Origin of the sequence: Formosa algae, from assembly GCF_001439665.1 — a bacterium.
GTDB lineage: Bacteria > Bacteroidota > Bacteroidia > Flavobacteriales > Flavobacteriaceae > Formosa > Formosa algae.
Genome location: NZ_LMAK01000081.1, coordinates 1 through 21,575 on the forward strand (window position 1 = coordinate 1; position 21,575 = coordinate 21,575).

The following is a 21,575-nucleotide window of genomic DNA, read 5'->3' on the forward strand; positions in this document are numbered from 1 at the left end:
ATAATTGAATGTCCAAATGGATAATAGATTTGGCAAAATACAGAGTAAAAATTCACAACATTTTGAAAGACTAAAAATTTACTAAAAATCAAAAAAAAGTTAAAATTATTGTCGGAATTAAACACTTGAAAAAACATTCAAACACTGAAAAACCAAAATTGTAAATTGAGCAAAATGTGGAATTTTAATTCAAAGGCTAAATTTCAAAATATAAATAAATAAATAAACTCGGAGAAATAAAAATACTTGCTACAACACCATATATAATTTATTGCTGGCAAATTGCTTACTTACGAAAATCCTCTCGGATTTTCTTTGTCCGTAATTATTTACTAAATTAGTTGCTTAACCACGCTACAAGCCATATACAAAACCGTTGTAACACATTTGACGAAACGTTTCCTAAATCAAAATACCGTTTCACCCAATAAGACTTTTTCAAAATAAAAATCTGAATTAAATTGAACTCAAATCAAACCGACCAATTTTGAAAAAAGCACTATTACTTTTATTATTATTATTTTCAACTGGAATCACATTTTGCCAAGTAAAAGAGTATGGTGGTATTGTAAAAGCAAAAAACGATAACCTTCCACTTCCTGGAGTAAATGTAATTATTAAAGGAACAAAAATCGGAACTCAAACAGACTATAATGGAAATTTTAATATTTCAGTTCCTGATTCTTTAAATGTAATAAGTTTTTCATTCCTTGGAATGGTTCCTTTGGACTATAAACTCAAGGACGAAAAGACTCTTGAAATATTTTTAAAAGAAGATTGTAACATTGACTGGTTTGATGAGCGACATATTGGATTTTATTTAAATAGCGGTCTTGTTAATAATCCTGTTGGTGGACTATTTCACTTTTCTTTTACACCAAATTATAATTGGCCAACACTTAAAACAGGAATTAGCTACCAAACCAACCTAAAAGAAAATAAGTTTCTTAAAGCTTATTTGAATTTTCATCATCTTTTTGTCAATTGTGATTTTAACGCCGACATCAATTCCACTTTGAGAAACTTGGAGTATGATAATAATATAGAATTAACTGCATATTCAGTTGAAACAAGTCTTAATTTTAATCGTTTTAGTGCGATAGTTGGCTTAAGCACTATTGACTATAATAAAACGTCGGAAAACGAAAATATAAATTCCATTGGACCAACATTCGGACTTGGAACTTGGATTGGACAACCCTTTTTAATGTCTGTATCTGCGAAAACAACGATTTATAAAAATTTGAGCGAATATCACGCTGAAATTAAAAAACAGTACAAAGGAGTTTATGGATTTCTAAAATATTATAAAGTTAACGACTTTAATGAATTGAGTTTAGGAATCGGAATCGAATTAAGTTATTAAAAAATAAAAACGCATTACAACACCGTACAAAATTAATTGCTAGTGCAAGCCTACTTACGAAAGTCCTCGCTGACTTTCTATCTGTGATTTATTTGTTAAATTTATTACTTAAACACACAACTAGCCATACACAAACATGTTACCATTAATTTGCTATTTCAATAAAAATTCGCCTGTAAAATGTTGTTGTATCATTTCAGGTAATGTGTGAAAGCCTACAGCTTGAACATCCCTAAACAGTCGTTCCAATTCAAATAGTCTGTAATAACTTTGTCCTCCTACCGTTTCCATGGCTTTACTAACCGTTTCCTTGCATGCATTAGCAACCAAAGTCTTTCTGGCCAATATTTCAACGCCTTTTTTTTCGTCGGCTTCAAAATCCAAATTATTGGCTATTTCAATCATATCTTTATGAAGCACTTGGGCCAATGTAAGGCTGTTGTACATTTCTCCTAGCAAGAAAGAAGTATGGAGTGGCCTAATTTCTTTTGCTTTTAATTTTTCTAAAGTAATCTTCATTGCTTTTTCTGAAATACCTATATATGGTGCCATAATTAAGGGTAATGCAACGGTTAAAACAACGTTCCAAAACAAAGGAAATTCTCCTTTTAATCTTTTCATAACAATGGAGTCTTCTGGAACAAACACCTTATTTAGCATCACGGTCTGCGAACCTGTTCCACGCATTCCCAAAGTATGCCAATCATCTAATAGTTCTATCCCGTCAGATTTCATAGCTATTGTAAAATGTAATACTTGCCACCCATCTTCTGGATTATTAAAAGGTATGCTGGTCACCAAAAGATCACCTATTGCAGATTGACTTGCAAATTGTTTTTTGGCTGAAACCAAATAACCATTGTCAGTTCTTGTCATGGTTCCATTAGAATCTAGCCAGTCACGTGCACCTGTACTAACCAACACTAAGTTTTCATCGGCTACTTTCCTTAAAAATTCTTCGCCTGTTCCTTCGTGTTTATATTTCCAGATATTTGCTGCAAGAAGATGTTGATGCATAGACAATGCCAATGCTGTTGAAGAGCAATACTGCGCTATCTTAACCAATATAGCGCACATATCTTTAAAGCACACTCCTGCACCTCCCAACGCTTTTGGGATCATGGCTGTTAAATATCCATGCTTTTTCAATAACAGATAATTATCGGATACAAAGGTATCTGTTTTATCGTGTGCCATTCCATTTGCAGCCAACTCGGCACCTAGCTGGTCTATTAAATTTAACCAGTGCATTGAAGGGATTTCAGTTACCTTGTTTTCATGAATATTCATAATAAATTAAGTTTTTCTATAATATCGTTCAAACAGACAGTTGTGCTTTTTGATATTTTAAAGGAGTAATTCCATTCTCGTTCTTAAAAACCCTAGCAAAATGGGCAGGACTTTCAAAACCACTATCAAAGGCCACTTCGTATACTTTTTGATTGGTATTCTCTAATAATCGTTTCGCATGAAGAAGTCTTTTTTTAGTAAGCCATTTTCCTGGTGATGTTTCATAAGCACTATAAAAGTCGCGATTAAAAGTACTTAAGCTTCTGTGCGTTAGTCTTGCAAATTCTTCTAGTGATAAATTATAAACAAAATTGGACTCCATTATATTTTTAACCGATGGTTTAACTTCTTGAGCAATTTGTTTAAAATAACTCCCTATGTCAGGGTTATAAGGCAATGATAAAATATTGACCAACAACTCCTGAAATTTAATTTCCATTAAATATTTTGAAGGCTTTTCTTGATTAAAAAAATAATCTAACATTGAAGTGAAATAAGTAGTTAACGTTCTATCCATTTGCAAAGGAATTGCACTATCACTTTGGAGACCACCTTTTTGATTGGCGCCTATTTCAGGTTTTTGTGACATAAAATCCTTAACATAGAATCGGGAATAAAGATGACTATTGCGCAAAAATCTGAGTCAAAATACTTCTCAATAATATTTGCTCCCTTTTTAACAAAAAGCACCTCATTGGCATGAACCATATAGCTATGCTCTAGCGTTCGCCATTTCTTTTTACCCTCTAGAACATAAATAAAATAATTTAGATGGTTCCAAGTAGTGAATATAGATTTTTCCTCTGTACATCTATACTCCGAAAACATAAGTGACGACACTTCAATTTTCTTGAATGTAGGCGTGTTTTTTGCTATGTCGTAACCGTTACCCATTAATTTAAGTCAATTTTTTATTTTGTAAAATACACTTTTTCTGAAGAAATCAACTCATAAGAAGCATCTTTAACTGTTTTTAAACTAGATAGATATAACATTCTAATCGATTTTAGCAGGTTTTAAAATCAAGTCGTTGTCAGATGCCAATTTGGCGAATTCCTCTGCACTTAAGCTATTAGACGGTTCAGTTCCTGGCTCTACTCCAACATTTTTAAAAAAATCTAACAAACCATGTTTGGCATTTGGAACCGTAGCAAAAACTAGTCTTAATGGTTCTTTACCAATATTTTGAAAGGAGTGCCATTCTCCTGGTGCCGTATACCATACATAGCCTTCTTTAACAATTGTTTCTTTTCGTTTATCGTTCTCATAACTAATTACGATACCTGTTCCTGAAAGAAAATAAGCGATCTCTTCCGTTTTATTATGCTTGTGCTCTGGTAAGGCTCCACCTACACCTAACTCATATTTTGAAAAACCCGAAGAGGCTTCAGGGTGACTGTCAGGATCCATATAAATTTGAAGTAACCCTCCAGACCCAAGCTTGTCTTTGCGCTCTGGGAATATCCACAATTGTTGCGCGTCTTCTGGTTTTACTATTCTTTTACTAGTGTGTGAATGCGTGGAATTATCGTGAATATGAGATGCCTCGTTTTCGTTAAGAGAAAGTGCGGTTACTGAGTCTTCTTTTTTATCAGATTTATTCACAATTTCTCCACAGCCTTGAACGATGATGAATAACGTAGTTATGGCTGCTAATTTAATTACTTTAATGTTCTTTTTGGTTTTAAGCATGGTTGAAATATTTATGATTATTAATAACTTACAAGAGTATGAATCAAAACTAGATAAAATATAAATACTTTAACTGACTAGGGCTTTCAATAAATTGACTGAACATGTCAAAATAATAATTTTGACATGATAATATTTATTTAATAACTTGCTAAATACCATTACGACTAAATAAAACTACACACTATTCAGGTTTAAAAACAAAAGCTATCGGCAAACAACGTATAAAATTAATTGCTACTTCTACCCTACTTACAAGAGCCCTCAGGGACCTTTATCTGTAATTTATTCGTTAAATTTGCTTCACAAAACGTACAGCGTTTCATAGACTTAACCGTCGTATTTTATTTAAAACTTGCCTATTGTTTTTCCTTAGCATATCATTAAAGACAAAGTATCATACAAGCGGAACAGTAACAGGCACAATCTATGTTGCTAAAGACATCGGATTACAGAAAGAAATAAAAGAACGGATTGAAACGTATACATTTTAAAGTTGATTGCATAAAAAACGAAACACAACCTTAAATAAAAATAATCGTTCAATTTATGAAAATTAGAGAATTTAGCATGTTGCTACTGGTAACTCTTCTTTTTTATTCGTGTAATAATGGTTCAAATAAAAAAGAACTTATACCCGAAGTTAAAGTACCCGTTAATGCTTTTATCCCATTAAATGAGGCTTCAGAAATAGAGTACCATACCTCCTCTGTTATGGGGCAGCAACCTTATGTTTTTACCAATACATCTACCAATAACGACGTTTCTATACTAAACCATTTAGACGAAACAGGATTTCATTTTTATCAAGGGCTAAAATTTAAAAATGAAAATTTTGGCGTACTTGTTGGCGGTACAGGATTAAGAGTTAGACTGACTGAAAATGGAGGCACAAACTGGAGAGAAATTAGATTCTCTAGATTTTCTAATGCATTTCAATCTGTTGATTTTTCTGGAGACACTATTTTTATTGTTGGTGCAAATCAACATATTTTTAAGAGTGAAGACTTTGGTAAAAATTGGAGTGTTCTGGATACGAAGTATTTTTTTAAAGATGATAATAGCAGATATCAGTCATTAAAATATTATAAGGTTCGTTTTTATAACGAAAAAACAGGTTTTATTGTTGGAGAACGTAAAAACAAGCCCATTATCTTAAAAACTCTTGATGGAGGTGCGACTTGGGAAATGATTGAAAATGATACATTATTAAAAGAGGATAAAGGCATTACAGATATAGTACAATTGTCTGCAGACGACATACTAATTACAACTTTATCTGGAAAATGCTATAAAAGTGTAAATGGCGGTCTTACTTGGCAATTACTCTATTCGGGAGACAATAAAACCTTATCTTCTATTGGTTTTTTTAATGCTAACACCGGTTTTATAGGAGGCTTAAATGGATTATTTATGCACACCAATGATGCAGGACAGTCGTGGAAAAGCTTACATATGCCATATGGAGAGATTTCAGATATATGTATTTATGAAAATACAGCCTATGTAACAACCGCTTTTATACCCGCAGGAGAAGCTAAATCTTTTGTTTTTAAAGTGGATATGAACGGGGAACACATAACGCCTTTTTTAACTAAACAAGATAGTTCTGTAGTCTTTAAAGCTGATTCTTATAACCTGGACGTCGTAAATGACCATATTTACATGTTAGATAGAAATAACTTGTATAAAACGCACCTTAAATAATTAATAGATTATACTGTAATTATACACAGGGTATTACTTGTGTCTGCGTACGTATAAATCCGGAAACTTTTGGACTTAAATATTTTGTGTCTTCAGTTTACTGCACTCGCATTTATTCCGTTTATAATTGCTAAATTAGAGACATAAATACCCAACATATCACATACAACTATGTGGAGTATTTAATAACTATCAAGACCATATATGATACTAGCTTCCCTATTGATAATTTTAGGTTTTACCAGCTTAATTTTTGGAGCGAATTGGCTTGTGGACGGAGCGTCTTCCCTAGCAAAAAAAAATAATGTTTCCGATTTAGTAATTGGATTGACCATTGTAGCATTTGGAACTTCTGCACCTGAATTGGTTGTGAATTCCGTTGCATCATTTAACGGACTTTCTGATATTGTATTTGGAAATATTATCGGAAGTAATAATTTCAACTTGTTTATTATACTCGGAATAGCAGGCTTAATTTATCCTATAACGGTTCAATCATCAACAGCTTGGCGAGAAATTCCTATTTCCCTAATAGTTGCACTATTATTATTTGTACTGGCCAATGATTTTTTAACCACTCAAAACCCTGAAATTTCAAGATGGGATGGTCTGCTATTATTGATGGGATTTATTTACTTTATTTATTATGTGTTTTCTCAACTAAAACAAGATAATGCTGAAGTAATATTCTATAACGAAAAATCTAATTATAAAATTTGGGGCTTAATTATAATGGGTATTGCTGGACTTATTATAGGAGGAAAATTAGTGGTTGATCATAGTATTAATATGGCGACTGAATTAGGCGTTAGCCAAAAAATAATAGGTTTAACCATAATCGCAGCTGGAACTTCTCTTCCTGAATTAGTAACATCGGTAGTGGCAGCCTTAAAAAAGAATAGCGATATCGCGATTGGAAATGTAATTGGTTCAAATATTTTTAATGTGCTGTTAATACTTTCTATCAGTGCGTTTTTAAATCCAATTGAATACAGTCCGAAATTCAACCCAGATTTATTCATATTAATGGGCGGAACTGTTTTTCTGATAATTGCCATGTTTACTGGAAAAAGAAAAAAACTTGATAGATGGGAATCATTACTCCTACTAAGTTTTTATTTAATTTATACGTCGTATTTGGTATCAAAAGAAATGTAAAAACAGTATAAATCATCTTCTGTTACTCTCAATTACAGCATATGACGAACGAAAAAAACGCGTTAAACATAATTACCACTTCAATTAAATTGAAATTACTTAAATTGTATTTTTAAGCACAAAACTCTTGTAAAAAAGATAATGATTTCACTGAATAAAACAATAGCATACACCAAAAATTGGAAACATACATTTTTAATCGCCTTGTTATTAGGTGCAGTAGTTCCAGTTTTGTTAATGACTTTAGAGCCTTTTGATAGTAGTAATAGCTTCGCTTATAAATATTTAATTCTTTCTGGTTATGCATTTTGTATCATCATACCAATAGTAAGTATTCACCCGATTGAAAATTACGTTTATAAAGTTCAAACCAACCGTTGGTTTATACTAAACGAGTGTATTTATATTATAAGCACACTTTTTATCATATTTGTTTTTTCATTTTTTTATCACTTCTTCGTGGTTAGTGGTTTGTCTTCCTTTACGTCCGAATTAATATGGAATTTTATAACATCCTTCGGATTGCCATTTACACCTATTGTAGTGCCTTTATGGCTCTATTTACGATCAAAATATGGGCAAATAGAAGTTCCTTCGTATGATAAAGCAAATACGAAACACGTTAAACAGATCACTATTATTGGAAACAATAAATCTGAGAGCTTAACCATTTTTGAATCGGATTTTATATTTGCGAAAGCCCAACAGAATTATGTAGATGTATATTATAATACAGAACATGGCATGCAACAAAAAACATTGCGTAGCACACTTTCTAATGTTATGAAACAACTCCCTAAAGCTTGGCAAGTGCATCGCTCCTACTTGGTAAATCTCGATTATCTTAAAACTGTAGAAGGCAATGCGAGAAAACGTTTTATAAGAATTACGGCAACAGAAGAGACTATTCCAATTTCTCAATTGTACTATAAAGCCCTAAATAATAGGCTTTCAAATTCGTCCCAAGAGCTTCAGAATTAGCCCATGTACTTCAATTTTACCCCAAAACCCTCAAGTTAATCACACTCTTTTTTTTCATTTGTTTTTATGTGTTCTATTTGTTGAGAACTTAAAAACATATACAAATGAAAACTCGTACTCTTTTTATTTTAGCCATCTCAGTACTACTTTTAGTAAGTTGCTCTTCTAGCAAATATGTCAACTATTTAGAAGACCATACAGAAGTTGTTAAAATGACAGATTCACTTCAGTTTAATTCCCTTGATGACCGTTTTTACAAAAACAACCTCTTTTTAGTTGGCGAAGTACACGAGGTTGAAACATCGCCTAGAATTGATTTCGCTTTATTTTCGCAACTTCACAACACCATACAGATCGATACCTATTTAGCTGAAATGGATATCGCTCAAGGCTATTATCTTCAACAATATATTAAAGGGTCTAATGAAATGGCATTGAAAGACATATTAGAAAATTGGCCAGTTTACATAGGTCGAATTTCAGAACAACATAGAACCAAATGGAAAAAAATGCGAGCCTATTATGCCCAACTTCCCGAAGACAGAAAATTTAACCTTGTTGGTATTGATAGAATTGCAGACTTTGAATCGATTAGAAAACTATTAAAGGAAAAGCTTCCTGAGACCTATCATAAAGCTATTGATAGTGAGGATGATGCCTTAATATCATGGTCTGAAAATAAACTGAATACCATTCTGGATCAGGAAAAATCGCACTTAGACCATGCTACCATCTATTTATTAAAAAACATAGCCTACAATTTAAATAATTACAAGCAAACCAAAAGTAGAGACGCCTTTATGTATCAAAATTTTAAAAGACTCTATGCACAACGTGATTGGGAGAACACATATATTTATGGTGGATTAGGTTTTTCACATACGTTACAGGCCTATAATTACACTTTTGCTGGACGCATTAAAAAAGATACAAAAATGCCTTATGCTACTAAAATGGTTAGTTTAAACACCTTATATGTAGACTCTAGATTAACTGTTGACAGCAGAGCGTTACCAAAGTTTATGCAAGATAAAGGGCAGGCGTTTACCAGGTTTAAATATTCGCAAGACAACAGATTATTTATGTACATACAAGGTATAGCCGATTATAAAAAAGTGACAGAACCAAATTCGATTAGCTTACTTAAATTAGATGCAGCAGGTTCTCCTTACTTAACGTCGTCCAGAGGTACTAAAGTTAAAAAACTAATCACGATTTGGGATGCTTACGACATTTTAGATGGCACTTCTACAACAGACTATGCGCAATACTTGTTTTTTGTTCGCAATGCAGATTGGATTCAACCTGATGAAAAATAACACTAAAAAAACGACACAAAAAATGCATTTAATAAATACAATGAAATCAGATTACATTTATCTTTAGATTCTAAAACATCAACTCTATACTATTAGTTATACATCTGAATTAAATTTTAACGTCACTCCTATTTCAGGATAAGACATATATAGAAAACCATGAGAAAAAGAATCATCTTATTACTAATTTCAATGATATTTATAACGCAATTGAAAGCACAATCTTCAGAAAAAGAAATTACAACTGAATTTTTAAGAATATTCGAAACCGAACCTATGAAAGCAATGGATTACGCTTTTTCGACTAATACATGGATGGAGAGAAATATAGACGGCATAGAAAGTTTAAAAACAAAATTTAAAGATATACTGCCATTGATTGGCGATTATTATGGCTATGAAGTCATCACAGAAAAAAGTGTTGGAAATAATTTAAAATTAATAAGTTTCATGCTTAAATATGACCGACAACCTGTACGCTTTACCTTTGTTTTATATAAACCAAATGACAAATGGCAAGTTCAAAATCTTAATTGGGATGTAGACATAGATGATGAATTAGAAGAGTCTGCAAAACTGAATCACAATTAAAGATAAAAACGCTTTACAAAACGTATGAATGAATTGCTCGGTTTCTCGCTACTTACTAATATTCGGCTAGAATTTATCTGTAATTTGTTAACTTAATTAACCGTTTATCCAATCGAACAACCTATACAAACCTGTTCAAAGGCATTTATAAAAATTAAATTTGATTAAAAATTTTAGAAATATAGAATATTTAAAAACCGGAAACGAAAGACAACAACTTGCGTATTCTGAAATTAAAACATATAACATATTAGAGACTCTTAAAAAATACAACCCCATTCTAACTGGAACTATTCCAATCGGAATTGATATACCAGATAGTGATTTAGATATTATTTGTGAATGTGAAAATCACTCTGAATTTAGCGCCTATTTATCAGATGTTTTTTCTAATACAAGGGATTTTAAAGTCTATTCAACACAGCTAAATGGAATAGATTCAACTATTGCCCAATTTAAAACAGACCATTTTTTATTTGAAATTTTCGGACAAAATATTCCAACCGAAAAACAAAACGCATATCGCCACATGATTATTGAAGATCGAATTTTAAAAGATAAAGGGTCTAAATTCAAACAACAAGTCATAGAATTAAAAGCAAATGGCATAAAAACAGAACCTGCTTTTGCTAAATTATTAAGATTGAATGGTAATCCATATACTGAATTATTAAAACTAGAACATAAATAGGTTATGCAACGATATATAAAATAATTACTAAATTTTAGACTTATTTAAATATTATCATAACTCCTTAAAAAATATAGAATGTCTATAACATCAGAATCAGAATTAATAGGAATGAAAAAAATTAGTGAAGTTGTTGGAACTACACTAAAATTAATGCGAGAATATGCTAAAGTCGGAATGTCCACTAAAGAATTAGATCTTTATGGCAGCGAAATTTTAAAGCGCTATGGAGCAAAATCTGCACCTTATGAAACTTATGGGTTTCCTGGTTATGCTTGTATAAGTATAAATAAAGAAGCTGCTCACGGCATACCATCAGATAAAAAAATATTGAAAGAAGGAGATTTAATTAATATTGATGTTTCTGCAGAACTGAACGGGTTTTGGTCTGACAATGGTGGGTCTTTTGTCCTTGGAAAAGATATTCATAATCATCAACCTCTTGTAGATGCTTCTAAAAATATTTTACAGAAAGCTATTAGCAACATAATAGGCGGAGTAAAAATTTCTGAAATTGGATATTTAATCGAAACTGAAGCAAAAAAATCAGGATTTAAAGTCATTAAAAATTTAGCTGGTCACGGTGTAGGTAGACGTTTACACGAAGCACCTGAAAACATTTTAAACTATAGAGTTAAAAGTAACAGAGAACGATTTAAGAAAAACACAACTGTTGCAATAGAAACTTTTATTTCAACGCACTCAACTGTTGCTATGGAATTAAATGACGGTTGGACCTTAGTCGGAAATAAAGGTGGCTATGTGACCCAACACGAACACACAATACTTGTAACAGATAAATACCCTATCATCTTAACAGAATCAAATGAAATTTGGAATTAAATAAGTAGCCATACTAATAGCAATAAATAATAACTAACTCACTACTATTTAAATTCAAATCATTTGACACGAACTAAAATACATACAACTAAAAAGTTAGAGAAATTAGTAAAGAAAATCATCTCGACTATCATTTTAGGTAAATGGAATGCTACACTATTTCACGTCGACAGAAAAAAAATGTTGGCTCATTACCAACGGATTGACTAAATACAACGTAATTCTGATTGCCATAAAATCATCCGACTTGATTAAGATTGAACACATATTTAAAAATGCTCTTTTTGAACAACTAATGTATGACGGAATAACAATAGAATTTGATAAGCTAGACTCCATTATTGGCACACTTGATGTTTTGCCAACTGATAACGACCCAAGCACAACAGGCTTTCAAAATCATTATTTGGAAACTCTAGACTGGTGGAAGAATGAATTTGGTAGTTTAGAAAACATGCCTATAAATGATTTAGTAAACCGACTGAATTCAAGTCCTATTCTCATTGGTAAAGGAAGAAAAATGTCGGATTACACAGACGCTATTACAGAAATGAAAACAATATTACTAGAATAAAATACGGCACAGAACCAAGTACATATGTAAGAAACAGGATACGATTTTTCAGGTTTCATTTAAAATACAATAACACACCAAACAAAAAATTGAATAGATATGATTGTAACCCCTATTAAAACAAGGATTCATTACTATTTAATACTGTTGTTCATCATATTTTTTTCTCTACAAAACATACATGCGCAGGAACACAACTATCCTAAACGGACTACAGTAAATGCTGTAATTGACAGTGTTTATGTTTCCCCTTGCCATTATAAAACGCTATATCTGTCCTTTAAAATAGAAGACACTTCTACAATCAAAGATTCAATCGTTTGGACTCAAGGACTTAGAGGATATCAATTTTCTAGTTCATATTTAAACAAAATATATTCAGATTATCAAGACAATACACTAAGAAAAAAGAAAGATGTTTTGTTAGGGTTATATTTTGATAACAAATTCAGTGCGCCCGTTCTAGAATGGGTTTCTGAACCATCGAGAGCAGAAAGTATTCTTAATTTAAGAGATTTTTTAATTAAGGAAGAAGTTTATAAAGTTGAAGTATCTCAAAATAAACCAACTGCTAAACCTAAAATCGAAACCGGTGTTCGTTTCCCTTGTAATGGAAAGTTACAAGTCTCTTTTTATCCCAGTCTCATGTATGAAAACGCAGGTCAATTTCTATACACAAAAAACAATAAAACTATAATTGCTATTGAAAATCCGATAGGTTCTGGAAAATGGAGCTCAAAAACTTACAACTATAAAAATTAATAACTACACCATAAAACAAATTATATTATCTTTAAAAGATAACTTTAAAACGACTCATTTTCAGGATAAACCAAAGTTTATTTTGGTTATAAGGAGTTGCCAGTAATACGAAACAAACCAGATGAAAGAAAATATAACTGATTTTATTAACCTTGACGAAAAATTAAAAGAGCTGAAATTTACACCTGAAAGCGACTTCTATATCTTACCAGAAAACATAGAAACAGCAAAATCAAGTGAGGATTTAGTTTTTACAGAAACTACAACTGAAATAAAAAAATACTTAAATCAAAATGGTGTAGAAATTCAAGTTCTACAAAAAGGTGGTTTAAAATTAAGACAAAGAAAATCTGTTGATTTTTACGCACCTTTAATTTTTGTTGGATTTACAATGCTTTCGGAAAATTCGACACTTCTTACAATTGGAATAAACGTACTATCAAATTATGTGACTGATTATTTCAAGGGAACATTTGGTTCTAAAAATGTTAAACTTGAAATTATAGTTGAAACAAAACCAAAAAAAGAATACAAGAGTATTAACTATGAAGGTAATGTTGATGGATTAAAAGATTTACCGAAAATCATTAAAGCATTAAAAAATGAATAATCCATTTCCTGAGTTAGATACTTTCTTAGAAAATTACAATTCTATAATTTCTACTGCACAGTCAAAAGCAATTTTTGTAAGAGCTATAGAAATACAAAGAGAGCAAATTCCGATTTTAGAAAAATTAATTCAGGAAACAGAATTACAATTGGTAAAAGCACAAGAGCAAAAAAGTAATAAGAAAGCTAACTTACTTTTTTGTTTAAAGCTTAGCGCAAGTGCTATAAAAAAAGAGCTCTTACTTTTAATAAATCTAAAAGAAGATAATACAGAAATTGCTTGGCAATGCTTAATTGATGCACAGAATGAAATTTCAATTGCGATACGTAACCATCCCTATAATGGAGACTATTTGAATGGCTATTCGTATAGACTTCATACCTATGAAAAAATCTTATTTCCAAGTATGTATTTTGCTAGTAGAGGTTGTGTAGTTTCAAAATCTAAATGCTCAATTTGCAAACTTCCACTTGAGGACTGTAATCATATTAAAGGATACGTTTATATGGGAGAATTTTGTTCTGAGATAGTTGAAAAAATCGAATCATTTGATGAGATTTCGATAGTTAAAAACCCAGCTGATAAATCTTGTAGAATCTTATCATTCGACAAAGAAGGTAAAAGTTACGATGTTTTTACACATAGAGAAGTGGAGAAAAGTACTACTGGCAACAACGTATAAAAACAATAGGGCAATGTGTGCTAAACCCAAAGGAAAAGTCACCTTTACAAGGTCGCCAAATTTTTAAATTTGGCTTATTGATAAGAAAAAATAATAAGAAAAATTTAAAAATTCGGCTTGTGTTCAACCGAATGGTTAGTGCGTTTTTTCCGCCCTACTGTTCTTATACAATTCCGTTGTACACAATACCCCAAAAATGCCGAGAATCGAACTTCAAACTGAAATAAAAGCTGATAGAAATATCGTGTTTGACTTATCACGAAGTATCGATTTGCATAAAATATCGACTGAACAAACTAATGAAGAAGCAATCGCGGGAAAAACAAGCGGATTAATCGGAATGAATGAAAGCGTAACTTGGCGAGCAAAACACTTTGGAATTTATCAAAAACTGACTTCCAAAATAACGGAATATGACCGACCAAAATACTTTGCGGATGAAATGGTTAAAGGAGCGTTTGCGGAATTTAAACACGAACATCATTTTGCGGAATCGAATGGTGGAACTTTGATGACAGACTTTTTTGATTACAAATCGCCTTTTGGTATTTTAGGAAGGTTAGCGGACAAGCTGTTTCTGAAAAAATATATGACTGAATTACTAACTGAAAGAAACCGAATTGTAAAAGAGTTTGCGGAATCTGACAAATGGAAAGAAGTGATAAAATGAAAAAAGTACTGTGTACAACAATGTATAACCGCAATTACGACGGATTCGACTACGTCCGAATCCACTCGGAATTGCTAACGTCAGTGCTAAACCGAAAATTAACGCTTATTAACCCGTAACTGACGGTTATACGAGACCGTTGTGCCTAATTAAAAAAAACACCCGAACTAACTATGATATCTAATATTTCGAAAGCGGAATTAAAGGAAATAAAACAGAATCTTCCTGATTATAAAAAGGTAATTGAACAAGAAGATTCATTAATTGAAAGCGGAAAATATAAAAAAATTTTTATTAGTGTTTTTGACCATTGGCTAACAAATGAAGAAGCGAGTGAAATGATTTTTGTTGACGAAAATTTAGACGAATTAAAAGCACGCAGAAAAAAATTTAAGTTGGTTGCAGAGGAATTATATAAAACAACTAATATTTATTTTTGGAAAAATAAACGAAATTATCGAATGGTTTTGAAAAAACCAATGAGTTATAAAGACGTTTTAAGGAAATGCGATTTTGACAATTTATGGTCACAAAGCGGAAAAAGATACGATTTTATTTTACCTGAATTTTCCGCTATTTACAGCGAAGAATGGGATTGGACTAATATAATTTGGTATACTGATGAGAAAAAAATAGTTCCGATTTTGAAAATTGCTGAAATGGCTGGATTGAATATTCTGAAATAAAAACTAGGCACAACAAAGTACTGTGGTAAAAAACAAGTAAAACTACATTAATTTTTTACTAAAGTACTTCTATGAGAATCATCATAAACTAACCCAGATTTTGCTATGGCAAATGGGTGTTTTAATAGCTTAATGCTAACTTAAGCCAAATAAAATTAATGGCTAGTACTCGCCTACTTACTAAAGTCTTCGCAGACGTTCTATCTGTGATTTATTTGCTAACTTTAGAACTTAACCACGCAACTAATCTTATACAAACACGTAACAAGCTGAAGAAACCGTGAAATAAAGAATTTATAAGAGTACGAAATGGAGAATTTGAATAAATATGTTTCGATTTATAAAGAACAATTAGAACAAGGAGATATATTAATAGCGTATAATGAATTAGTCAAATTTGTTATGAAATTAAGAACAGATTTCATTAAAAACCTTTCTGACCAATACTCATTTGCTAAAATACTTCACGGATATATGGACTATACGTATTTCTATTATTCCAATAACTTTTTAAAAAGTAAACAACTAAAACTTGGACTTGTTTTAAATCACTTGGAAATGAGGTTTGAAGTTTGGCTTTTAGGAACTACTATATCGAATCAAAAGAAATATTGGGAAATAATGAAAATGACAAAGTGGAATAAGTACAAAACAGAAATGCCTCAATATTCAATCCTTGAAGCAACGCTAGTTGAAAATCCTGATTTTAATAACCTGAACGCATTAGCTGAACAAATAGAAACCAAAATGATTAAGGTTTCAAATGAAATATTAGATTATCTAAAAACATTATAGAAATCTAAAAATGGATGATAAGAAGCAAGAAATCATAAAAAATCTTTGTTATACAGACCTTGTTTACGGAAGGATAAATAAAAAACTATCAACTAACTTTCCAAACGCACAAGTTGAATTGTTCATCGACAAAGTATTGAAAAAGACTGACAAAAAATTCTATAAAAAGATTGGAAAAAATTATTACGTTACAAATAGTGAGGATAACGTAAGAATTACAATAAACTCTAATACATTTAGAGTTATAACTGTAGATAAATTGGTAAAATAAAAGCCTAAGCACAACAAAGTCCTGTGATAAAAAACAAGTAAAATTACATTAATTTTTTACTACAATACTTTTGTGAGAATCATCATAAATTAACCCAGATTTTGCGTTGGCAACACTAAACACTGCATATCTCCTACTCTATACCATTAAAGTACAGTTTTCGAGCATTTGAATTACAATAAATTATCTTACTTTTAAAATTATAACACTAACAAATAGTCATTACGGGATAAACACATGTTTATTTTGCATAAAAGGAGTTATATTGCATTTAAACGCACATCCGAACTAAATGACAAAATCTGATAGAGGAATTATAAATCTAAATGGAAACGAAGAAACAATTTCTAATGTTGATTTCACATCTGTATTAAATATCAGTTATTTAGAAAATGTAATACTTGAAAAGAAAAAAATAGTATTTCGGAAATGCATATTTAGGCAAGGAATAGTATTTATGATTGACCTTACTCAAACTAAAATATCTGAACTGGATATAATGTTTGAGGATTGTATTATCGAAAAGAATAAAAGAGAAAAACGAAATTAAATCTGACAAACAAAAACAAAAGCTTTTTTTGTATTTCAATACCTGTCTAATTCACGATTTAGAATTAAATAAATGTAATTTTACTAATGCTTCTTTTTTTAAATGTATTATTCTAGAAAGGCTATTAATTACTAACTCATCACTTACAATTATAACAATTCGAAATTGTTTTGGTACTGTATTTATTAATAACAATCCAAAATCCAAACTATTCATTTATTATGCTGATGATAATCTTTTTATAGAAGACTTTAATTTACGAAGAGTTAATAAGCAAATAAAAGAGAGAGATTCATTAAATAAGATTTTCTCATATAAAACTAGTTTTCATATATCAAATCCACAAGAGGTTTCTGTTGAGTTTAAAAAATCATCTGAAAGTGGAATTAAACGATTAAAAAACGAAGACAAATCGTTAAAAGAAGCCAAATATTACTTAAAAGAAAGTGAACTCGAAGAACTCGATATTTCCGTTTCAATTAGGCTAGAATCAGAAATTACCAAAAGCGTTAAAATTTCTAATTGTATATTAAATAGTCTTTCACTTAACGGAGATTCAAATTCTATTATAGATATTAAACACACATCTTGTAATCGTTTATTTATCGATAAATTTAGTAGTGGAAAACTTTTACTTTATGATTTTCAAGCTAAAAAAGCAAATAGTAAGCTAGAAATTAAAAATTCCGATTTATCAAATACTTGGTTTAACAAAGTTCGATTGAATAGCTTTAACATAGTTAGTTTTTACAGAACTACATTAGAAAACACTAAATTTTCTGCCACAGAGTTTCCAAATTCTATTGAAGCTTTGGAAAATATTCATTACCCATTAAAAAAAGAATCTGAATATTTTAACAATCAATATGAAAATTATAAGCAATTAAAAATAGCCTTAACAAACCAATCTGACCAGATTCAAGCTTTACAAATGCACCGTAAAATGTACGAAGCAATTCGACAAAGTAAAAAGCTGACGAATCAAGATAAATTCATATTATTCTTAAACAACATTTCCAACAAACACGGAACCTCAATTACACATTCATTTATTTGTTTTTTGGTTATTCTATTTAGTTTGTATTTAACTTACACATTAGCATTACCAAAAGCACCATATTCATTCGGCTGGAATGGTTTTAATTCATTTTGGATAAGTGTTTGCGAAACGACAAGTTTTGTTCTAAATGAATGGAAAAATTTATATGCACTAGCAAATCCAACGCATCGATTAAGTCAGTTAATAGAAAATAATTTAGGACAAGAATTATCAGGAATGAACTATTTCATTTCTTTTTGCTCAAGAATTTTAATCGGTTGGTGTTATTATCAATTCGTGAGTGCATTTAGGAAATTCGGAAAGAAAATTTGAATAAAAAACGCAATATAACACCGTGTATAATTAATTGCTTTGGCAAGTGCTTATTTGGAAAATTCCTTCGGAATTTTCTCGAGTTCGTATTTGTTTACTAAATTAGTTGCTTAACCACGCAACTAACCATACACAATCACGTTACCAGCAAGTTGAAAAAAGCAGTACTACAAATATTGACATTATTAATATCATTGAGTTCAATCGCTCAAATTGACGGAAAGTTCAAGCACAATATTTGTGAATTCGGACCTAATTGTTTTGTGTATAAATTCAATGAAAATGGAACTTTTGAATATCAATATCACCAAGACATTTTAGGTAGTGGAACACTAACAGGAACATATAAAAAAATTGGAGATACATTAAAACTAAATCCCGACAAAGTATTGTATGCTGCAAAGTCTAAAATCATCGAGAAAGAATACAAAAATTCTGATTCGACAAAAATTGAGATAATATTTCAACGATTGGCTGAAAAAGGAAAAACTGACATAGAAAATTGGGATTGGTATGTGTCTATTAATAATGGAGAATTCTTTAAGACTAACGAAAACGGAGTTCTAACTATTACAAGAGCTAAAATTGAAAAAATTGAAATTAAGGATATTTTAAAAATGGAAATTGGAGATGATTTTTTAAAGCTGACTGACTCTATTTTCAGACCAAAAACGGATAAAAATTATATTGAGATTTTTGCTTCAGAAAGTGAAGAGACTGGAGACATTGCAATATTGGATTGGATGACAAAGACTTTTGTTCTTAAAGGGAGAAAATTATATCCTCTGACTTTTGAACCAGAATTTGGATTTTTAGGACAAGAAAAAACATATTATAGAAAAATTGAATAAAAACCAGCTGGTAACACCGTATAAAAATAATTGCGGTTTAGTGCTTAATCAAAGGCAATTTCGTGTTTGCCTGCATCTGATTTTCCTTCGGAAAATCCTCGCATACAAACCCGCAACTATCCTTTTACATAAACGTTGGCAATAATATAAAACCATATTCTAACTTGAAAAATTATTGAAATGAAAAAATATATAAATTATAAATTGATATTAGTCAGTCTACTAATAATTGGATTTAGTTCTTGTAATAAAGAAAAGGAAACTTCAAAGGAACAAAATGAAGAATTATTTAAATCTGCAATTTTAAAACATTTAAACGCAGTAACTGCTAAAGACTCAAATGCATTAAAATCTACAATGTCCCCAAATGGGAATATGGAATTAATTCAACCAAGTTCTGAAATTTTATATTCTGTTGATGGATTTATGAAATTTCATCAAGACTGGTTTAAAGTACCTAATTGGACTGTTGACACAAAAATATTAAGCACTGATATTGGTAATAAAATTGGTGTCGCTACAACAGAATTTTTATACAAAGAGCCTGAAAGAAATGGAAAACCTTATTTTAATAGACTAATTGTTAGTTATACATTAGAAAAAATAAATAATAATTGGTATATCATTAAAGACCACGCAAGTTCAATTGAAAAAACGAAAAATTAAATATTATTGCCAACACCGTGAATAATTTATTGCTGGCTTCTTGCCTACTTACTAAAGTCCTTACAGACTTTCTTTGCGGTAATTATTTACTAACTTAGTTGCTTGAAACACGCAACTTTCCTTATACATAAACGTTAGCAACCATAATGACCCGTCCTGAATGAAGGCTACATAATTTTAAACATTATGTATAGAAATGACAAAGTAATTAGAAGGTACAGTGAGCCTTTTAAATTGAAAATTTTAGCCGAACTCACAACAGGAAAATACACTAAGAGTGAATTGTGTAAGCTCTACTCCATCGCTCCTACAACCGTTAACGAGTGGATTAAAAAGTATGAACGTAAAGACTTAATGAACACCAGAGTAAAAGTGGAAACAAAAGACGAAATTACTAGAATTAAAGCGCTACAAAAAGAAGTAGAACAACTAAAAAAACTACTCCTTAAAAAGGATCTCGATGCAATGGTAGATGAATCTTACCTAGAAGTAGCAGCAGAGAAATTAGGATACAAAAATGTCCAACAGCTCAAAAAAAAACTCAATACCAAGCCTTAATAAAAGCAAAAGATAAAGCTAAGGGATTTGTTTCTTTATCGACTATTACCAGTTGTTTTGGACTAAAACGAGATGCCTATTATAAGTTTAAATGCAGAGCTGATAAGCGTTTAAAACCAGAACAACAAATTATAAATATAGTTAGAAAAAGACGCAAATCCCTTCCTAGAGAAGGTGTTCGTAAACTACTTAAATCATTAGACAGTGATTTTAGAAAAGTGAACCTCAAAGTGGGGAGAGACATGCTATTCAGTGTTTTAAGATCTCATAATATGCTCACTTTAAGAAAGAAATATAGTTCCAGAACGACCAACTCTCATCATCGGTTTTATAAGTATAATAATATTATAAAAGATCTAGAAGTAACAAGAGCTAATCAAGTTTGGGTATCGGATATCACGTATATAAGAACCGTAAAAGGCTTTTGTTATCTAGCACTGATTACAGATATGTATTCAAGGAAAATAGTGGGTTACGACTTAAGTGATAGTTTAGAATTAAAAGGATGTGTTAGAGCCCTTAATAAGGCCATTTATAACGCTAAACATGTTACAGGACTCATACATCACTCAGATAGAGGCATACAATATTGTAGCAATGTATACACGCAAATACTTAAAAGAAAACAGATAGATATTAGCATGACTGAAGAAAACCATTGTTACGAAAATGCAATGGCCGAACGCGTAAATGGCATCCTAAAAGATGAGTTTTATCTGGATCAAACCTTTACCAATGTAGCACATGCGAAGAGGGCTACAAAAAATGCAATTAATTTATACAACGAAATAAGATTACATTTATCTTTAGACTATAGAACACCAAATATGGTATATCAATTATCAGCGTAAATTCAATTTTAACCTGTAGCCATATTTCAGGACAAGACA

General features: G+C 30.9%; 25 protein-coding genes and 1 pseudogene. 22 read left to right on the plus strand and 4 right to left on the minus strand.

Features of this window, described 5'->3' with window-relative positions; genetic code table 11:
• Window positions 1-487 precede the first annotated feature (487 nt).
• Entirely contained in the window at window positions 488-1,366 is an 879-nt protein-coding gene (locus tag AST99_RS17885; protein ID WP_057784146.1) for a carboxypeptidase-like regulatory domain-containing protein, read from the plus strand.
• 153 nt (window positions 1,367-1,519) lie between these two features.
• Here AST99_RS17885 and AST99_RS17890 read toward each other — a convergent pair whose 3' ends face one another.
• The 4 genes and pseudogenes from AST99_RS17890 to AST99_RS17905 form a co-directional block, all read right to left on the minus strand.
• On the minus strand, window positions 1,520-2,656 hold the full coding sequence (locus AST99_RS17890) for an acyl-CoA dehydrogenase family protein (protein ID WP_057784147.1): 1,137 nt from the start codon (window positions 2,654-2,656) through the stop codon (window positions 1,520-1,522).
• A gap of 28 nt (window positions 2,657-2,684) precedes the next feature.
• The gene (locus AST99_RS17895; RefSeq protein WP_370875289.1) at window positions 2,685-3,095 is read right to left on the minus strand and encodes a helix-turn-helix domain-containing protein; all 411 of its coding nucleotides are present in this window, start codon (window positions 3,093-3,095) and stop codon (window positions 2,685-2,687) included.
• Window positions 3,087-3,550, minus strand: a pseudogene (locus AST99_RS19015) (hypothetical protein); the annotation flags it as partial. The pseudogene AST99_RS19015 and the gene AST99_RS17895, both read right to left, overlap by 9 nt.
• Before the next feature lie 102 nt (window positions 3,551-3,652).
• Window positions 3,653-4,348 carry a cupin domain-containing protein gene (locus AST99_RS17905; protein ID WP_057784153.1) on the minus strand — a complete coding sequence of 232 codons (696 nt, stop codon included), beginning with the start codon at window positions 4,346-4,348 and terminating at the stop codon, window positions 3,653-3,655.
• A 549-nt stretch (window positions 4,349-4,897) separates the two neighbouring features.
• Between AST99_RS17905 and AST99_RS17910 the strand changes: the two genes are divergently transcribed.
• The 21 genes from AST99_RS17910 (at window position 4,898) to AST99_RS18010 (ending at window position 21,536) form a co-directional block, all read left to right on the plus strand.
• A complete protein-coding gene (locus tag AST99_RS17910) occupies window positions 4,898-6,055 on the plus strand; it encodes a YCF48-related protein (RefSeq protein ID WP_083495730.1) in 1,158 nt (385 codons plus the stop codon).
• Between the two features lie 204 nt (window positions 6,056-6,259).
• Window positions 6,260-7,213, plus strand: a complete 954-nt coding sequence (locus AST99_RS17915) for a calcium/sodium antiporter (protein WP_057784157.1) — start codon at window positions 6,260-6,262, stop codon at window positions 7,211-7,213.
• Between the two features lie 141 nt (window positions 7,214-7,354).
• A complete protein-coding gene (locus AST99_RS17920) occupies window positions 7,355-8,194 on the plus strand; it encodes a LytTR family DNA-binding domain-containing protein (RefSeq protein WP_057784159.1) in 840 nt (279 codons plus the stop codon).
• Window positions 8,195-8,298: 104 nt separating this feature from the next.
• Window positions 8,299-9,513 (plus strand): hypothetical protein, encoded by a 1,215-nt coding sequence (locus tag AST99_RS17925; protein ID WP_057784161.1) that lies wholly within the window; start codon window positions 8,299-8,301, stop codon window positions 9,511-9,513.
• A gap of 192 nt (window positions 9,514-9,705) precedes the next feature.
• Window positions 9,706-10,104, plus strand: coding sequence for a hypothetical protein (locus AST99_RS17930; RefSeq protein WP_083495731.1), 399 nt, complete (start codon window positions 9,706-9,708; stop codon window positions 10,102-10,104).
• Between the two features lie 160 nt (window positions 10,105-10,264).
• Window positions 10,265-10,795, plus strand: coding sequence for a DUF4269 domain-containing protein (locus AST99_RS17935; RefSeq protein ID WP_083495732.1), 531 nt, complete (start codon window positions 10,265-10,267; stop codon window positions 10,793-10,795).
• A 78-nt stretch (window positions 10,796-10,873) separates the two neighbouring features.
• The gene (gene map, locus AST99_RS17940) at window positions 10,874-11,638 is read left to right on the plus strand and encodes a type I methionyl aminopeptidase (protein ID WP_057784165.1); all 765 of its coding nucleotides are present in this window, start codon (window positions 10,874-10,876) and stop codon (window positions 11,636-11,638) included.
• Between the two features lie 148 nt (window positions 11,639-11,786).
• A complete protein-coding gene (locus tag AST99_RS17945; protein WP_057784167.1) occupies window positions 11,787-12,212 on the plus strand; it encodes a DUF6933 domain-containing protein in 426 nt (141 codons plus the stop codon).
• A 99-nt stretch (window positions 12,213-12,311) separates the two neighbouring features.
• Window positions 12,312-12,974: a hypothetical protein gene (locus AST99_RS17950; protein WP_057784169.1), complete on the plus strand. Its 663-nt coding sequence runs from the start codon at window positions 12,312-12,314 to the stop codon at window positions 12,972-12,974.
• Between the two features lie 121 nt (window positions 12,975-13,095).
• Window positions 13,096-13,584: an FKBP-type peptidyl-prolyl cis-trans isomerase gene (locus AST99_RS17955; RefSeq protein ID WP_057784171.1), complete on the plus strand. Its 489-nt coding sequence runs from the start codon at window positions 13,096-13,098 to the stop codon at window positions 13,582-13,584.
• Window positions 13,577-14,266 carry a hypothetical protein gene (locus AST99_RS17960; RefSeq protein ID WP_057784173.1) on the plus strand — a complete coding sequence of 230 codons (690 nt, stop codon included), beginning with the start codon at window positions 13,577-13,579 and terminating at the stop codon, window positions 14,264-14,266. The genes AST99_RS17955 and AST99_RS17960 overlap by 8 nt, the downstream gene beginning before the upstream one ends.
• Before the next feature lie 196 nt (window positions 14,267-14,462).
• On the plus strand, window positions 14,463-14,936 hold the full coding sequence (locus tag AST99_RS17965; protein ID WP_057784176.1) for an SRPBCC family protein: 474 nt from the start codon (window positions 14,463-14,465) through the stop codon (window positions 14,934-14,936).
• Between the two features lie 173 nt (window positions 14,937-15,109).
• Window positions 15,110-15,622, plus strand: a complete 513-nt coding sequence (locus AST99_RS17970) for a hypothetical protein (protein ID WP_057784178.1) — start codon at window positions 15,110-15,112, stop codon at window positions 15,620-15,622.
• Window positions 15,623-15,931: 309 nt separating this feature from the next.
• On the plus strand, window positions 15,932-16,417 hold the full coding sequence (locus AST99_RS17975) for a DUF7000 family protein (protein WP_057784180.1): 486 nt from the start codon (window positions 15,932-15,934) through the stop codon (window positions 16,415-16,417).
• 10 nt (window positions 16,418-16,427) lie between these two features.
• Window positions 16,428-16,688, plus strand: coding sequence for a DUF3781 domain-containing protein (locus AST99_RS19020; RefSeq protein ID WP_057784182.1), 261 nt, complete (start codon window positions 16,428-16,430; stop codon window positions 16,686-16,688).
• A 292-nt stretch (window positions 16,689-16,980) separates the two neighbouring features.
• A complete protein-coding gene (locus AST99_RS17985; RefSeq protein ID WP_057784184.1) occupies window positions 16,981-17,238 on the plus strand; it encodes a hypothetical protein in 258 nt (85 codons plus the stop codon).
• Complete coding sequence (locus tag AST99_RS17990; protein ID WP_057784186.1) at window positions 17,192-18,610, plus strand: hypothetical protein; 1,419 nt, start codon at window positions 17,192-17,194, stop codon at window positions 18,608-18,610. The genes AST99_RS17985 and AST99_RS17990 overlap by 47 nt, the downstream gene beginning before the upstream one ends.
• 152 nt (window positions 18,611-18,762) lie before the next feature.
• Window positions 18,763-19,461: a hypothetical protein gene (locus AST99_RS17995; RefSeq protein ID WP_157486457.1), complete on the plus strand. Its 699-nt coding sequence runs from the start codon at window positions 18,763-18,765 to the stop codon at window positions 19,459-19,461.
• Between the two features lie 180 nt (window positions 19,462-19,641).
• Complete coding sequence (locus tag AST99_RS18000; protein WP_057784189.1) at window positions 19,642-20,127, plus strand: nuclear transport factor 2 family protein; 486 nt, start codon at window positions 19,642-19,644, stop codon at window positions 20,125-20,127.
• A gap of 186 nt (window positions 20,128-20,313) precedes the next feature.
• Window positions 20,314-20,685, plus strand: a complete 372-nt coding sequence (locus AST99_RS18005; protein ID WP_057784191.1) for a transposase — start codon at window positions 20,314-20,316, stop codon at window positions 20,683-20,685.
• Window positions 20,685-21,536, plus strand: coding sequence for an IS3 family transposase (locus AST99_RS18010; protein ID WP_069727880.1), 852 nt, complete (start codon window positions 20,685-20,687; stop codon window positions 21,534-21,536). Before AST99_RS18005 ends, AST99_RS18010 begins: the two co-directional genes overlap by 1 nt.
• The last annotated feature ends 39 nt before the right edge of the window (window positions 21,537-21,575 follow it).

Excerpts from the sequence above, each read along its gene's own strand:
- AST99_RS17925 (WP_057784161.1), top strand. The coding sequence starts at position 8,299 with ATGAAAACTCGTACTCTTTTTATTTTAGCCATCTCAGTACTACTTTTA.
- AST99_RS17930 (WP_083495731.1), top strand. The coding sequence starts at position 9,706 with ATGATATTTATAACGCAATTGAAAGCACAATCTTCAGAAAAAGAAATT.
- AST99_RS17950 (WP_057784169.1), top strand. The coding sequence starts at position 12,312 with ATGATTGTAACCCCTATTAAAACAAGGATTCATTACTATTTAATACTG.
- AST99_RS17975 (WP_057784180.1), top strand. The coding sequence starts at position 15,932 with ATGGAGAATTTGAATAAATATGTTTCGATTTATAAAGAACAATTAGAA.
- AST99_RS17965 (WP_057784176.1), top strand. The coding sequence starts at position 14,463 with ATGCCGAGAATCGAACTTCAAACTGAAATAAAAGCTGATAGAAATATC.
- AST99_RS19020 (WP_057784182.1), top strand. The coding sequence starts at position 16,428 with ATGGATGATAAGAAGCAAGAAATCATAAAAAATCTTTGTTATACAGAC.
- AST99_RS18005 (WP_057784191.1), top strand. The coding sequence starts at position 20,314 with ATGTATAGAAATGACAAAGTAATTAGAAGGTACAGTGAGCCTTTTAAA.
- AST99_RS17955 (WP_057784171.1), top strand. The coding sequence starts at position 13,096 with ATGAAAGAAAATATAACTGATTTTATTAACCTTGACGAAAAATTAAAA.
- AST99_RS17970 (WP_057784178.1), top strand. The coding sequence starts at position 15,110 with ATGATATCTAATATTTCGAAAGCGGAATTAAAGGAAATAAAACAGAAT.
- map (WP_057784165.1), top strand. The coding sequence starts at position 10,874 with ATGTCTATAACATCAGAATCAGAATTAATAGGAATGAAAAAAATTAGT.
- AST99_RS18000 (WP_057784189.1), top strand. The coding sequence starts at position 19,642 with ATGAAAAAATATATAAATTATAAATTGATATTAGTCAGTCTACTAATA.
- AST99_RS17895 (WP_370875289.1), bottom strand. The coding sequence starts at position 3,095 with ATGGAAATTAAATTTCAGGAGTTGTTGGTCAATATTTTATCATTGCCT.
- AST99_RS17890 (WP_057784147.1), bottom strand. The coding sequence starts at position 2,656 with ATGAATATTCATGAAAACAAGGTAACTGAAATCCCTTCAATGCACTGG.
- AST99_RS17915 (WP_057784157.1), top strand. The coding sequence starts at position 6,260 with ATGATACTAGCTTCCCTATTGATAATTTTAGGTTTTACCAGCTTAATT.
- AST99_RS17945 (WP_057784167.1), top strand. The coding sequence starts at position 11,787 with ATGCTACACTATTTCACGTCGACAGAAAAAAAATGTTGGCTCATTACC.
- AST99_RS17905 (WP_057784153.1), bottom strand. The coding sequence starts at position 4,348 with ATGCTTAAAACCAAAAAGAACATTAAAGTAATTAAATTAGCAGCCATA.
- AST99_RS17985 (WP_057784184.1), top strand. The coding sequence starts at position 16,981 with ATGACAAAATCTGATAGAGGAATTATAAATCTAAATGGAAACGAAGAA.
- AST99_RS17960 (WP_057784173.1), top strand. The coding sequence starts at position 13,577 with ATGAATAATCCATTTCCTGAGTTAGATACTTTCTTAGAAAATTACAAT.
- AST99_RS17920 (WP_057784159.1), top strand. The coding sequence starts at position 7,355 with ATGATTTCACTGAATAAAACAATAGCATACACCAAAAATTGGAAACAT.
- AST99_RS17910 (WP_083495730.1), top strand. The coding sequence starts at position 4,898 with ATGAAAATTAGAGAATTTAGCATGTTGCTACTGGTAACTCTTCTTTTT.